Annotated in this window: 11 protein-coding genes and 1 pseudogene; 6 read left to right on the top strand and 6 right to left on the bottom strand. The window is 65.1% G+C overall.

Annotation, left to right across the window (positions count from 1 at the left end; translation table 11 throughout):
- The 3 genes and pseudogenes from ACEOAC_RS07605 to ACEOAC_RS07615 form a co-directional block, all read right to left on the bottom strand.
- A complete protein-coding gene (locus tag ACEOAC_RS07605; protein WP_182992677.1) occupies window positions 1-528 on the bottom strand; it encodes a TPM domain-containing protein in 528 nt (175 codons plus the stop codon).
- Between the two features lies 1 nt (window position 529).
- Window positions 530-1,410, bottom strand: a pseudogene (locus ACEOAC_RS07610) (TPM domain-containing protein).
- 20 nt (window positions 1,411-1,430) lie between these two features.
- Window positions 1,431-2,024 (bottom strand): LemA family protein, encoded by a 594-nt coding sequence (locus ACEOAC_RS07615; protein WP_413445562.1) that lies wholly within the window; start codon window positions 2,022-2,024, stop codon window positions 1,431-1,433.
- Between the two features lie 165 nt (window positions 2,025-2,189).
- On the opposite strand from ACEOAC_RS07615, the gene pyrF reads away from it, so the two are divergent.
- Window positions 2,190-3,008: an orotidine-5'-phosphate decarboxylase gene (pyrF, locus tag ACEOAC_RS07620; RefSeq protein WP_413445563.1), complete on the top strand. Its 819-nt coding sequence runs from the start codon at window positions 2,190-2,192 to the stop codon at window positions 3,006-3,008.
- 88 nt (window positions 3,009-3,096) lie between these two features.
- Here the strand turns inward: pyrF and ACEOAC_RS07625 are convergent, their stop codons facing one another.
- The 3 genes from ACEOAC_RS07625 to thiL all read right to left on the bottom strand — a co-directional run bounded on the left by ACEOAC_RS07625 (window position 3,097) and on the right by thiL (window position 5,231).
- The gene (locus tag ACEOAC_RS07625; protein WP_006462823.1) at window positions 3,097-3,579 is read right to left on the bottom strand and encodes a CinA family protein; all 483 of its coding nucleotides are present in this window, start codon (window positions 3,577-3,579) and stop codon (window positions 3,097-3,099) included.
- Between the two features lie 132 nt (window positions 3,580-3,711).
- Complete coding sequence (locus tag ACEOAC_RS07630) at window positions 3,712-4,257, bottom strand: phosphatidylglycerophosphatase A (protein ID WP_039874945.1); 546 nt, start codon at window positions 4,255-4,257, stop codon at window positions 3,712-3,714.
- Window positions 4,254-5,231, bottom strand: a complete 978-nt coding sequence (gene thiL / locus ACEOAC_RS07635) for a thiamine-phosphate kinase (RefSeq protein WP_413628767.1) — start codon at window positions 5,229-5,231, stop codon at window positions 4,254-4,256. The genes ACEOAC_RS07630 and thiL overlap by 4 nt, the downstream gene beginning before the upstream one ends.
- A gap of 468 nt (window positions 5,232-5,699) precedes the next feature.
- Here thiL and ACEOAC_RS07640 point away from each other — a divergent pair, with 468 nt between their 5' ends.
- The 5 genes from ACEOAC_RS07640 (at window position 5,700) to ACEOAC_RS07660 (ending at window position 13,868) form a co-directional block, all read left to right on the top strand.
- Window positions 5,700-8,012, top strand: a complete 2,313-nt coding sequence (locus tag ACEOAC_RS07640; RefSeq protein ID WP_102663314.1) for an NADP-dependent malic enzyme — start codon at window positions 5,700-5,702, stop codon at window positions 8,010-8,012.
- Window positions 8,013-8,452: 440 nt separating this feature from the next.
- Window positions 8,453-9,805 carry an MFS family transporter gene (locus tag ACEOAC_RS07645; protein ID WP_006462819.1) on the top strand — a complete coding sequence of 451 codons (1,353 nt, stop codon included), beginning with the start codon at window positions 8,453-8,455 and terminating at the stop codon, window positions 9,803-9,805.
- A 132-nt stretch (window positions 9,806-9,937) separates the two neighbouring features.
- Window positions 9,938-11,746 carry a sensor histidine kinase gene (locus tag ACEOAC_RS07650; RefSeq protein ID WP_413628768.1) on the top strand — a complete coding sequence of 603 codons (1,809 nt, stop codon included), beginning with the start codon at window positions 9,938-9,940 and terminating at the stop codon, window positions 11,744-11,746.
- Window positions 11,746-13,083: a sigma-54-dependent transcriptional regulator gene (locus tag ACEOAC_RS07655; protein ID WP_413628769.1), complete on the top strand. Its 1,338-nt coding sequence runs from the start codon at window positions 11,746-11,748 to the stop codon at window positions 13,081-13,083. The genes ACEOAC_RS07650 and ACEOAC_RS07655 overlap by 1 nt, the downstream gene beginning before the upstream one ends.
- Window positions 13,084-13,229: 146 nt before the next feature.
- Window positions 13,230-13,868: a carbonic anhydrase gene (locus ACEOAC_RS07660; protein WP_006462816.1), complete on the top strand. Its 639-nt coding sequence runs from the start codon at window positions 13,230-13,232 to the stop codon at window positions 13,866-13,868.
- Window positions 13,869-13,902 lie beyond the last annotated feature (34 nt).

Below are 13,902 nucleotides of genomic sequence, written 5' to 3' on the forward strand. Positions count from 1 at the left end.
CTACAGCAGCAGGGGCTTGTCGGAGAGTTCGTTGTGGTCGCGGTCGTCATCCTGGCGCGGCATCGCCGTCTGTAGCAGCGCATGCAGGGCGGCCAGCGCTTGCAGGGTACTGGCTTCGTAATCACCCCTGGCATAACCCGCCGTCATCAGGCGGCACACCTCTTGCCACTGCTCGCGGGTGACATGTCGATTGATGCCACGATCAGCGACGATTTCCACCTTGCGGTCGGCCAGGTTGATGTAGACCAGCACGCCGCAGTTTTCTTCGGTATCCCAGATGCGGTAGTGCGAAAACAGTTCGTGGGCGCGTTGTCTGGCGCTTTCGCCGCGTCGCACGGCACCCAGTGACAATGCCGCTTCGACAATCACGCGGACCTGCGCCCGGTGCCGTTGCTCCCCTTCGCCGATGCTGGCCTGGATGGCCTTGAGCGTGGTCGAGGGGAAGGCACGCCGCGCCGTGGTGCGGGTGCTGCGCAGATGGCGCAGCAGGCGCACTGGCAGGGAAGGGGATGGGGTGTTGTGAGGCATGTCACCAGTCTCCTGAAGCGCCGCCACCATCGAAGCTGCCACCACCGCCGGAGAACCCGCCACCGCCGGAGGAGCCGCCAAAGCCTCCACCACCGCCACCGCCGCCACCGCCACCCCCGAGCGCGGCCAGCCGCGTCCGGAGGCGGCCTGGCGTGCCGCTTCGTCGAGGATGCTGCCGATGATGACGCCGGCCGTGGTGGCGCGTCCCCGGCCTCGGCCCCAGTCGTTGTTGTCCAGTGTGTTGCGGGCGCCGCGGCGCGACTTCAGCAGCATGGAAAAGAACACCACCAGGAACAGCACGATCACCATCAGCGTCAACCAGCCACCACCGTCATCGGTCTGCACAGGCCCGGTGTGGCGCTGGGCGGCAGGCAGTTTTTCCTGTTCCAGCAGGGTGGTGATGGCGGTCACGCCGGCGGCCAGGCCGCCGTAGAAATCGTTCTGGCGGAAATGCGGTGCGATCACGTCTTCCAGGATGCGCTTGGATTGGGCATCGGTGAGGCTGCCCTGCACGCCGCGTCCGGCTTCGATGCGCAGGCGCCGCAGCGACTTGGGATTGTCGCGGGCGACGATGAGCAGCACACCGTCATCCACACCCCTGCGGCCCAGTTGCCAGGCATCGGCCACGCGGATGCTGTATTGCTCGATGGCTTCCGGCGCGGTGGAGGACATCAGCAGTACCGCGATCTGGCTGCCGGTGCGCTGCTCGATCTCGGCCAGCACGCCTTCCAGGGCCTGTTGCTGTTGCGGCTGCAGCAGGTGGATCTGGTCGATGACGTGGGACGACAAGGGCGGCACGGCCACCAGGCCGTCATCGGCCCGGGCCAAGCCAGCCAGGGGCAGGAGGATCAACAGCCAGCAGGTGATGAGCAGCTTGCGCATGGCGGACCGGGGTGGGCAGATTACTTGCCGAAGTTGACCGCAGGGGCGGTCGAGATGGCTTTTTCGTTATCCACCGTGAAGGACGGCTTGACCTCGTAGCTGAACAGCTTGGCGGTGAGGTTGGTGGGGAAGCTGCGCGCCAGGATGTTGTAGTCCTTGACCGCTGCGATATAGCGCTGGCGGGCCACGGTGATGCGGTTCTCGGTGCCTTCCAGTTGCGATTGCAGGTCGCGGAAGCTGGCGTCGGCCTTCAGTTGCGGGTAGTTCTCGGACACCACCATCAGGCGCGACAGCGCCGAGGACAGCTCGCCCTGCACCTGCTGGAACTTGGCGAAGGCCTGCGGATCATTGAGCACCTCCGGCGTGATCTGGAAGCTGGTGGCAGCGGCGCGGGCGCGGGTGACGGCCTCCAGGGTGTCCTTCTCGTGCGAGGCATAGCCCTTGACGGTGTTGACCAGGTTGGGGATCAGGTCGGCGCGGCGCTGGTACTGGTTGACCACTTCGCCCCAGGCGGCCTTGGTGGCCTCGTCCTTGGCCTGGAACTCGTTGTAGCCGCAGCCGGAGAGGATCAGTGCCGTCATGGCGACGGCCAGCCAGGCGAAGAGTTTTTTCATGTTGTCTTTCCTCGTAGCAAAAGTGAAGCAATGAGAGCGCATGAGACCGGAAAATCCGCGCCAAGTGCCCGATGTTCCGGGAAAACCGCTGAACATCAGTCAAATATCGAGATCGGGCCATGCCGGCGCGCTACAATAGCGCATCTTTCAGTTAAAGGCACCACCGTGACATTCATCCAGAAACTTAATGCAGCATGGACTTCGCGCAATTCCCTGCTGTGCGTGGGCCTGGACCCCGACCTCAAGAAATTCCCGGCCGAGCTGCAAGGCCGCCCGGACGCGATCTTCGAATTCTGCCGCGCCATCATCGATGCCACCGCCGAGGCCGCCTGTGCCTTCAAGCCGCAGATCGCCTATTTCGCCGCGCTGGGCGCGGAAGAACAGCTGGAGCGCATCTGCGCCTATCTGCGCAGCAACTATCCCGAGATCCCCCTGGTGTTGGATGCCAAGCGCGGTGATATCGGCGCTACCGCCGAACAATACGCCCGCGAAGCCTTCGAGCGCTATGACGCCGATGTCGTCACCGTCAGCCCCTACATGGGCTGGGATTCGGTCTCGCCCTACCTGGAGTGGAAGGATCGCGGCGTGATCGTGCTGTGCCGCACCTCCAACGCCGGTGGTTCGGACCTGCAGTTCCTGGAAGTCGATGGCAAGCCGCTGTACCAGCACGTGGCGCGCCTGGTGGCCGAGAAGTGGAATACCAACGGTCAGTGCGGCCTGGTGGTGGGCGCGACCTTCCCGCACGAGCTGGCGCAGGTACGCGCCATCATCGGTGACATGCCCCTGCTGGTTCCGGGCGTGGGCGCCCAGGGCGGGGACGTCGAAGCCACCGTGAAATCCGGCAGGACCGCCGCCGGCACCGGCATGATGATCAATTCCTCGCGCGCCATCCTGTACGCCAAGCCGCAGGAAGGTGAAGACTTCGCCGCGGCCGCGCGCCGCGTGGCCATCGAAACGCGTGACGCGATCAACCGCTTCCGCTGATCCTGAAGCGACGGTGCCATGAAAAAGGCGGCGACTCCGATGGAGCGCCGCCTTTGTCTTGATGGGGCCGGATTCAGTCCGTCCGCATTCAGTCTGCCAGCAACTTGAGCAAGCCCTTCAGCGCATGATCCACCGTTTGCGCGCGTACCTGCTGGCGGTCGCCCTTGAAGACCAGGCGCTCGGTATAGGTCTTGTCGCCTACCCGCCAGCCGAAGCAGACGGTGCCCACCGGCTTGCCCGGCACCGCGCCACCGGGGCCGGCGATGCCGGTGGTGGAGACGGCCAGGTCCGAACTGCTGTTGGCCACCGCGCCCTCGGCCATGGCGCCGGCGATCTCCTCGCTGACGGCACCATGCTGGGCGATCAGGGCTTCGGAAATGTCCAGCAGTTCATTCTTGGAAGCGTTCGAATAGGTGACGAAACCGCAGTCGAACCATTCCGACGATCCGGCGATCTCCGTGATGGCGTGGGCAATGCCGCCGCCGGTACACGATTCTGCAGTGGCGAGCAGCAGGCCCTTGGCTTTGAGAGTCTGGCCCACGCGGGTGGCTAGGTCTATCGTGCTGTCCATGAGTGTCATCCTCGGCTGTGCCGCAGTCTCGGCCCGTCGTGCGGGGCGGACCACGGTCGGTTGATCAACTTGCGCGAACTAGCATACTCCGATGTCGGCTCTTGTTGTATCGGACAAGCGCTGATTGTTCACTTACCAGTAGGCGCGCCAGAAGGCAAAGACCAGCAGGGTATAGAAGGCGGCCAGGATGTCGTCCCACATCACGCCGAAGCCGCCCTTGAAGCGGCGGTCGAACCAGGCGATCGGCGGCGGCTTGACCATGTCGAAGAAGCGGAACACCACGAAGGCCGCGAACTGCGTCTTCAGGCTGGCCGGCGTCACCAGTACCAGCACCAGCCAGAAGGCGATGATCTCGTCCCACACCATGCTGCCGTCGTCGGGCGAGTTCAGTGCCTGGCCGGTGCGATGGCAGGCCCAGATACCGATGATGAAGCCGGCCACGATGATGGCCAGCCAGTTGCCGGCCGTGAAGACATGCGGCCAGCGCGTCGAGAGCACCGCGAAGGAGAGCCAGGCGAACAGCGTGCCGGCCGTGCCGGGCATGATGGGCGAGAGACCGCTGCCGAAACCCTGGGCGATCCAGTGGGCCGGATGGGCCAGCATGAAATGCGCGGTCGCTTTGCGTTTCTTCGGGGCGGGTGGGGGCGGCGGGGGGAAGGGCGTGGCAGCTTGGTTCATGAACGGAAATGGTCGAAGGAATCCGGCGTGTCCTGCAGGGGTTCGCCTGCCGCATCCAGCAGGCGCAGGCCGGCAGCCGCATCGATGCTGCCGATGCGGGTGACCGGCGTGCCGGCGGCCTGCGCGGCCTTGTAGACGGCATCGCGCTTGCGTACCGGAGCGGTGAAGCAGAGTTCGTAATCGTCACCACCGGAGAGCGTAAAGCGGCGGCGCAGGTGCAGGTCGCGCTGCTGCAGCGCCGGGCCGGGCGGCAGGGCGTCCACGTCCAGCGTCGCGCCGACGCGGGAGCGCGTCAGGATGTGGCCGAGGTCACCGGCCAGGCCATCCGAGATATCGATGGCGGCGTGGGCGATGCCGCGCAGGGCCAGGCCCAGCGCCACGCGCGGGGTCGGTGCGTGCATGCGCGGCGCGGCGACGGCCAGTTCTTCCGCATTGACGGCCTGGTCCTCGCTGAATTCGCGGCGATAGCCGGCCAGTGCCAGGCGCGCATCGCCCAGGCTGCCGGAGACCCAGATATCGTCACCGACGCGCGCGGCGTCGCGGCGCAGCGCCTGCTGCGGCGGCACTTCGCCGAACACGGTGATGCTGATGGTCAGCGGACCCTTGGTGGTGTCGCCGCCGATCAGTTCGCAGCCATGTTCATCGGCCAGCGCCAGCATGCCCCGGGAAAACGGCGCCAGCCATTCGGCGCGGGCTTCCGGCAGGGCCAGCGCCAGCGTGAAGGCGATCGGCTGCGCCCCCATGGCGGCCAGGTCGGACAGGTTCACGGCCAGGCACTTGTGGCCCAGCGTGGCGGGATCGGCATCGGGGAAGAAGTGGCGGCCGGCGACCAGCATGTCGCTGGAAATGGCCAGTTGCATGCCCGGTGCCGGTGTCATCAGCGCGCAGTCGTCCCCCACGCCGAGCGCCGTGCGGCTGTCGGGGGCGGGTGGGCGGCTGAAATAGCGCGCAATGAGTTCGAATTCGGAAAGCATGGGGCCGATTGTAACCAATCCGTCATGGCTTCAGGCGCACAATATCCGTCACTCCATGCGTGCGCATTGTGAATTGCTGCGGTGCAGCGAGAGCTGGCCGGGAGGGCGCTATCAAGGCTAGGGCCTGTTCACATTTAATCGCACTCGTAGATTAAATGTGAACAGGCCCTGGTCCCATGTGTTCCTCAAAGTCTAGGGGTTTTCCCCAATACCCGTCATTGGGAGGCGGTGGCAGCCTGTCGTGCCGGAAATCAAGCTGTGCGCAAATGCGCACATCACACGGTAACCGGACGTCATCTGCCCGCTGAAAGCCCATGTTCGCGAACATCATGTGCCATTGGTGAAACGCCGCAAAGCCAGTCCCGAAAAGGCTTTGCGCGGGGCAGCATAAGGCCGCCGGCCTATGATTGAGGGCCGACCTCTGCTAGAATCGACCCCCTTCGCAAGTCAACTAGAGAATACAGAGTTATGGATTCGATGATCAGTAAGAAAGAAGAAGTGCGTCAGCAACTTCGTCAGGCAGCGCTGGATTACCACGAGTTTCCGACCCCGGGCAAGATCGCGGTCACGCCCACCAAGCTGCTGACCAACCAGCGTGATCTCTCCCTCGCGTATTCTCCCGGCGTGGCCGCGGCCTGCGAAGAAATCGTGGCCGACCCGCTGAACGCCTTCCGCTACACCGCCCGTGGCAACCTGGTGGCCGTCATCACCAACGGCACCGCCGTGCTGGGCCTGGGCAACATCGGTGCGCTGGCCTCCAAGCCGGTGATGGAAGGCAAGGGCGTGCTGTTCAAGAAGTTCGCCGGCATCGACGTCTTCGACATCGAAATCAACGAAACCGACCCGGACAAGCTGATCGACGTCATCGCGGCGCTGGAGCCGACCTTCGGCGGCATCAACCTGGAAGACATCAAGGCCCCCGAGTGCTTCTACATCGAGCGCAAGCTGCGCGAGAAGATGAAGATCCCGGTCTTCCACGATGACCAGCACGGCACCGCCATCATCGTCGGCGCCGCCATCCTGAACGGCCTCAAGGTGGTCGGCAAGGACATCAAGAACGTCAAGCTGGTGGTCTCCGGCGCGGGCGCGGCAGCGCTGGCCTGCCTGGACCTGATCGTCGACCTCGGCTTCCCCATCGAGAACATCTACGTCACCGACCTGGCCGGCGTGGTCTACAAGGGCCGCAAGGAACTGATGGACCCGGACAAGGAGCGTTTCGCCCGCGAAACCGATGCCCGTACCCTGGCCGAAGTGATCCCCGATGCCGACATCTTCCTGGGCCTGTCGGCTGCAGGCGTGTTGAAGCCGGAGATGGTCAAGCAGATGGCGGCCCGTCCGCTGGTGCTGGCCCTGGCCAACCCGACCCCGGAAATCCTGCCCGAGGAAGTGATGGCCGTGCGCGACGACGCCATCATCGCCACCGGCCGTTCGGACTATCCGAACCAGGTCAACAACGTCCTGTGCTTCCCCTACATCTTCCGTGGTGCGCTCGATTCGGGCGCCACCACCATCACCCGCGAGATGGAGATCGCCACCGTCCACGCCATCGCCGAGCTGGCCCAGGCCGAGCAGTCCGATATCGTGGCCGCCACCTATGGCATCGCCAACCTGTCCTTCGGCCCGGAATACATCATTCCCAAGCCCTTCGACCCGCGCCTGATGATCAAGATCGCGCCGGCCGTGGCGCGTGCCGCCGAGAGCTCCGGCGTGGCCGCCCGTCCGATCCAGGACATGGATGCCTACATCGAGAAGCTGGAACAGTTCGTCTACCACAGCGGCACCTTCATGCGCCCGATCTTCCAGGTCGCCAAGAAGGCCGCCGAAGCCAACAAGCGCATCGTCTACGCCGAAGGTGAAGAAGAGCGCGTGCTGCGCGCGGTGCAGGTGATCGTCGATGAAAACCTGGCCAAGCCCATCCTGGTGGGCCGTCCGGAAGTGCTGGAACAGCGCATCAAGAAGTTCGGCCTGCGCCTGCGCCCCGGCACCGACTTCGAGGTCATCAACCCCAACTTCGACAACCGCTACCGCGACTACTGGCAGAGTTTCCTGGAGATGTCCCGTCGCAAGGGCGTCACCGAGCAGTACGCCAAGCTGGAAATGCGTCGCCGCCACACCCTGATCGGCTCCATGGCGATCCACAAGGGCGATGCCGACGGCATGATCTGCGGCACCTACGGCACCACCCAGTTGCACCTGCACTACATCGACCAGGTCCTGGGCAAGCGCGAAGGCGTCAATGTCTATGCCGCGATGAATGCGGTGATCCTGCCCAATCGCCAGCTGGTGATGGTGGACACCCACGTCAACGAAAACCCCAACGCCCGCGAGCTGGCCGAGATCACCATGCTGGCGGCCGAGGAAATGCGTCGCTTCGGCCTGCACCCGCGTGCGGCCCTGCTGTCGCACTCGAACTTCGGTTCCAGCAACAGCGAATCGGCCCGCAAGATGCGCGAAGCGCTGGGCATCCTGCGCGAGATCGCACCGGACCTGGAAGTGGATGGCGAAATGCACGGCGACACCGCGCTCGAATCCAAGCTGCTGCATGCAGTGATCCCGGATTCGCCGTTGAAGGGTGACGCCAACCTGCTGGTCATGCCCAACATCGATGCCGCCAACATCGCCTACAACCTGCTCAAGACCGCATCGGGCAACGGTGTGGCGATCGGCCCCATCCTGCTGGGTTGTGCCAAGCCGGTGCATATCCTGACGCCGTCGGCCACCGTGCGCCGCATCATCAACATGACCGCCCTGTGCGTCATGGATGCGCTGTCGGAGCGTTGATGGTCCGCTGATGGCGCATTGATTCAAGCGCAAGACCGCGAAAGCGGCGCATGTCGAACAGACATGCGCCGTTTTTTTTTCGTCCCATCCAGCGGGGTGGTCAGGATGGATTCCCGGACATGCGGCGCGGCAGCATTCCGGGAATCCGCCCGGACTTCTGCACGTTTTTCCCTGATCCAGAAATGAAAATGCAATTAAATCAATGACTTACGTATTTTCGAGGCCCTGCCTGGTTCTTGGCACGAAGTCTGCAATAAGAGCCACAAAACAAAAGCAAAAACGGAGACAGACCTCTGATGCGGGCCAGCATCGTCCACACCCTGACGGCTGCTTGCGTCGCTCTCCTGATTGCCTTGTTCCGGTTCCACCAAAAGCAAGATGACCCGCCGCACGACCGACGCGCCAGCGCCGGGAAGGAGCGGCCCACACAGGAGATATCCATGAGCGACAACGTCAAACTGAGCGCGGCAGAGTACCGCAAGCGCATCTTCGCCATCCTCGGCGCATCCTCGGGCAACCTGGTCGAATGGTTCGACTTCTATGTCTATTCCTTCTGCGCGATCTACTTCGCGCCGGCCTTCTTCCCCAAGGGCGACCCCACCAGCCAGTTGCTCAACACGGCAGGCGTGTTTGCCGCCGGCTTCCTGATGCGCCCCATCGGCGGCTGGCTGTTCGGCCGCATCGCCGACAAGCATGGCCGCAAGACCTCCATGCTGATCTCGGTGCTGATGATGTGCGGCGGCTCGCTGGCCGTGGCCGTGATGCCGACCTACGCCACCATCGGCGCCTGGGCCCCGGCCCTGCTGCTGCTGGCACGCCTGTTCCAGGGCCTGTCGGTGGGCGGTGAATACGGCACCTCGGCTACCTACATGAGTGAGGTGGCGCCCAATGGTCGTCGCGGCTTCTTCGCCTCCTTCCAGTACGTGACCCTGATCGGCGGCCAGTTGCTGGCGGTGCTGGTGCTGTTCGGCATGCAGCAATGGCTGACCAAGGCCGAGCTGATGGCCTGGGGCTGGCGCGTTCCCTTCGTGCTGGGCGCGGTCGGTGCGCTGGTGGCGATGTACCTGCGCAGCTCGCTGGCCGAGACCTCGTCGGCCGGTGCACGCAAGAAGAAGGACGCCGGCACCCTGAAGGGCTTGCTGCAGCACAAGCGCGCCTTCCTGAACGTGGTCGGCTTCACCGCCGGTGGGTCGCTGATGTTCTACACCTTCACCACCTACATGCAGAAGTACCTGGTCAACACCGCCGGCATGGACCCCAAGGTCGCCAATGGCGTCATGACCGGCGCGCTGTTCGTCTACATGATCCTGCAACCGATCTTCGGCGCCATCTCGGACAAGATCGGCCGTCGCAATTCCATGCTCTGCTTCGCCTTCTTCGGCATGATCGGCACCTTCCCCATCCTGCACTTCCTGAAGGACGTGAGCAGCCCGGGCGTGGCCATGGCGCTGGCCATCCTGGCCCTGACCATCGTCAGCTTCTACACCTCCATCAGCGGCCTGATCAAGGCCGAGATGTTCCCGCCCGAAGTGCGCGCCCTGGGCGTGGGCCTGTCCTATGCGGTGGGTAACGCCATCTTCGGCGGTTCGGCCGAGTTCGTGGCGCTGTCGCTGAAGTCGGCTGGCGTGGAATCTGCCTTCTACTGGTATGTCAGCGCCCTGTGCCTGGTGGCCCTGATCATCAGCCTGCGCATGCCCGACCCGCAACGCCATGGCCACCTCAAGGGTGATGTCGCCATGAACCCGGACGAGCAGGACACCGCCGAGCCGGGCAAGCTGCACAAGCCGGCCTGATCGGTGTAACGCCAGCATCAGCGCAGGTTCAGCGCGGCAGCTTCGGCTGTCGCGTTATCATGTGGCCTTCAACGCGGCGCCCAGCGGGGCGCCGCGCTGCTTTCATCTCTCCGAACCTGTGACGCCGAACGCATGCGAGCCAGACGCAACCTGCTGATCCTGATCCTGTTCTTCGCCACCACGCTGCTGGTGTGCGGGATCACCTATCGCGTGGCCCTGCGCAAGGCGGCGACGGACCAGCAGAACATGGGCGCGGCGCAATTGCAGATCGCCGCGCTGGACCTGGAATCGATCCTGCAGAAGTACGAGGCCTTGCCCTTTGCCCTGGGCTTCCAGACCGATGTGCGCCAGGTCCTGCAGCATCCCGAGGACGCCCTGGCGGTGGACCGCCTGAACCGCGCCTTCAAGACCATCCAGCAGCAATCCCGGGCAGTCAATATCTTCATGCTGGATCGCCGGGGACTGACGCTGGCGTCCAGCAACTGGGACGATGAGTTCAGCTTCGTCGGGCGCGACTTCGGTTTTCGCCCCTACTTCCGCGAGGCGGTACAGGGGCGGGCAGGGCGCTTCTACGGCATCGGCAATATCTCCAGCGAGCCGGGCTATTTCATCGCGCAACCGATCTACCGGCGCCAGGACCAGGCCGAGGGTGACCTGCCCATCGGCGTCATGGTGGTCAAGGTGGACCTGGCCGAATTCGAACATACCTGGCGCAGCAGCAGCGATCCGATCACCCTGACCGATGCTGGCGGCGTGGTCTTCCTCTCCAACCGGCCGGAATGGAAATACCACAGCCTGCAGGCCCTGAGCGCGCCGGTGCAGCAGGAGCTGGCCGGCACCCACCAATATGCAGACCTGCCCATCACTCCGGTGACGGCGCTGCCACCGGCCCTGCAGCGCGGCTTCGGCACCCACGTCTCGCGCACGGTGGGGCGGCTGGGCTGGCAGCTGATGCTGTTTCCCTCGCCGGCGCGCATGCAGCGCACGGCCATGCTCTCGACCATGGCCGCCGCCCTGTTCATGCTGGCGCTGGCCATTTCGCTGCTGGCCTGGTACCAGCACCGGCGCCGCCTGCAGGAGCGGCTGGAGTCCCGCGATGCCCTGCGCCGCGCCGCCGCGGAACTGGACCAGCGCATCGCCCAGCGCACCGAAGAACTGACCGCCGCCAACCAGGCCATCGCCACCAAGTACGCCAAGCTGCAGCAGACCGAAAGCCTCTTGCGCAGCACCCAGGACGAGCTGGTCCAGGCCGGCAAGCTGGCCATGCTGGGACAGATGGCGGCCGGCGTCACACACGAGCTGAACCAGCCGCTGGCGGCGATCCGCGCCTTTGCCGACAATTCGGTGAAGTTCCTGGCCCGTGGCCAGCAGGCCCAGGTGGCGGAAAACCTGCAACACATCAGCAGCGCCAGCGCTCACATGGGCCGCATCATCGGCCAGTTGAAGGGTTTTGCGCGCAAGAGCGGCGATGCGCCGGTGGCGGTCGATCTGCGCCAGGCCATCGAGGCCTCGGTGCTGCTGCTGTCGGGCGACTTCGAGAAGCAGGGCGTCGAGGTGCGCATCGAACTGCGCGAAGCCGTCCACGTCACCGGCGACGTGGTGCGCACCGAGCAGGTCCTGATCAATCTCTTGCGCAATGCCCTGGATGCCGTCGAAGAGGCGCCGCGCAAATGCGTCTGCGTGCTGCTGGAGGTCGATCACGTCCAGCGCCAGGCGGTGCTGCGCATCCGCGATTCCGGGACCGGCATCGCTGACGAGGTGGCCCCGCACCTGTTCGAACCCTTCTTCACTACCAAGTCTTCCAGCAAGGGCCTGGGGCTGGGACTGGCGATTTCCTCATCGATCGTGCAAGCCATGAATGGTCAGTTGAGCGCGCATAATCATGAACAGGGCGGCGCCGAATTCGTGGTGCGCCTGCCCCTGTTGAAGACGGAGAATTGATGGACAGACCAAGCGGCGCCCAGAGCGCCATCCTGATCGAGGACGAGCAGGCCGTGCGCCACGCCACCGCCCAGGCGCTGGAGCTGGAGGGTTTTACGGTGACCGCCTGCGCCAGCGCCGAGCAGGCCCTGCCTTTGCTGACCCGCGACTTCGCTGGCGTGCTGGTGACCGATGTGCGCCTGCCGGGCTGGTCCGGCCTGCAGGTGCTGGCGCATGTGGTGGCCATCGACCCCGACCTGCCGGTGATCGTGGTCACCGGCCACGGCGACGTTGGCATGGCGGTGGAGGCCATGCGTGCCGGCGCCTATGACTTCGTCGAAAAACCCTTCAGTTCGGACGGCCTCCTGGAGATCGCCCTGCGCGCCCAGGAAAAGCGCAGCCTGGTGCTGGAAAACCGCCGCCTGCGCGAAGCCTGGGCGCATGACCCGGAACTGCCACCGCTGGTCGGCCAGTCGCCCGCCATCGAACGCGTGCGCACGCTTATCCGCAGCCTGGGGCCGGCCGACGTGGATGTCCTGATCAACGGCCAGACCGGGACCGGCAAGGAAGTCGTGGCGCGCCAGCTGCATGCCGCCAGCGGCCGCAAGGGGCCGTTCGTGGCCCTCAATTGCGGCGCCTTGCCGGAAACCGTGTTCGAGAGCGAAATCTTCGGCCACGAAGCCGGCGCCTTCACCGGTGCGCAAAAGCGTCGCATCGGCAAGCTGGAATATGCCGACGGCGGCACGCTCTTCCTCGATGAGATCGAAAGCATGCCGCTGGCCTTGCAGGTCAAGCTGCTGCGCGTGCTGCAGGAGCGGCGCCTGGAGCGCCTGGGCGGCAACGAGTCGGTCGCCATCGATTGCCGCGTGATCGCCGCCAGCAAGGCCGACCTGCTGAAGCTGGCCGGCGAGGGCCAGTTCCGTGAAGACCTGTACTACCGCATCGGCGTGGTTTCCATCGACCTGCCGGCGCTGAACCAGCGCAGCAGCGACATCCCGCTGCTGCTGGCGCATTTCTGCCAGGCGGCGGCGGTGCGTTACCGGCGCGAGTCGCCCCCCTGGACGGCAGCGCAGATGCAGCAGTGGCAGCAGCGCGACTGGCCCGGCAACGTGCGCGAGCTGCGCAATTTTGCCGACCGCTGGGTGCTGGGCGTGGAGCAGATCGCCGGCCTCGGTACGCCGGCCGGCGACCTGCCGGCGTCCCCCTTGCCGGAGCAGGTGGAACAGTTCGAAGCCGGCCTCATCGCCGCCGCCCTGAAGGACAGCGAGGGCAGCGTGGCGGTGGCCGCCGAACGATTGGGGATTCCGCGCAAGACGCTCTACGACAAGATTCGCAAGTACCAGCTGGCGGCCGCTTGAGGCGGGCAGGGAAGAGAAGGGAAAACGAAGTAGCCGGCGGTCCGTGCAGGTTTCGTTCGGTCGACCATTGCCGACTTGCCAAGGCGACGATTGCGATTCCGGGCGATAATGCTGGCTGTTGATCATCCAGACCAAGGCATTCCCCCATGCGCGACATCATCAATGGCTTCCTGCGCTTCCAGCAGGACGTCTTCCCCTCCCGCAAGGAGCTGTTCAAGACCCTGGCCACCGGGCAGACGCCCAAGGCCCTGTTCATCTCCTGTTCGGACAGCCGCATGGTGCCGGAGCTGGTCACCCAGCGCGAACCGGGCGACCTGTTCGTCATCCGCAATGCTGGCAACATCGTGCCATCCTTCGGCCCCGAGCCGGGCGGCGTGAGTGCCACGGTGGAATACGCGGTGGCGCAGCTGAAGGTCTCCGACATCGTCATCTGCGGCCACTCCGACTGCGGCGCCATGACCGCCGTGGCGACCTGTGCCTGCCTGGATCACATGCCGGCCGTGCGCAACTGGCTGCACCATACGGATGCGGCCCGCATGATCAACGAATCCCGCCCGCACGCCACCGAAAAGGACCGCATCGATGGCATGGTGCGCGAGAACGTGATCGCCCAGCTGAACAACATCCGCACCCATCCCTCGGTGGCGGTGGCCCTGGCGCAGGGCCGCCTGGCGTTGCACGGCTGGGTCTATGACATCGAATCCGGCTCCATCCTGGCGCTGGATGCCGCCAGCAATACCTTCGTGCCGCTGGCCGAACATCCGGCCGCCAGCAGCGCCGACTGAGGCGCCGACTGAAGCGCTCCTCGCTGCGCCACCA

It is taken from the genome of Herbaspirillum frisingense, from assembly GCF_047325095.1.
In the GTDB taxonomy this organism is placed as follows: domain Bacteria; phylum Pseudomonadota; class Gammaproteobacteria; order Burkholderiales; family Burkholderiaceae_D; genus Herbaspirillum; species Herbaspirillum frisingense.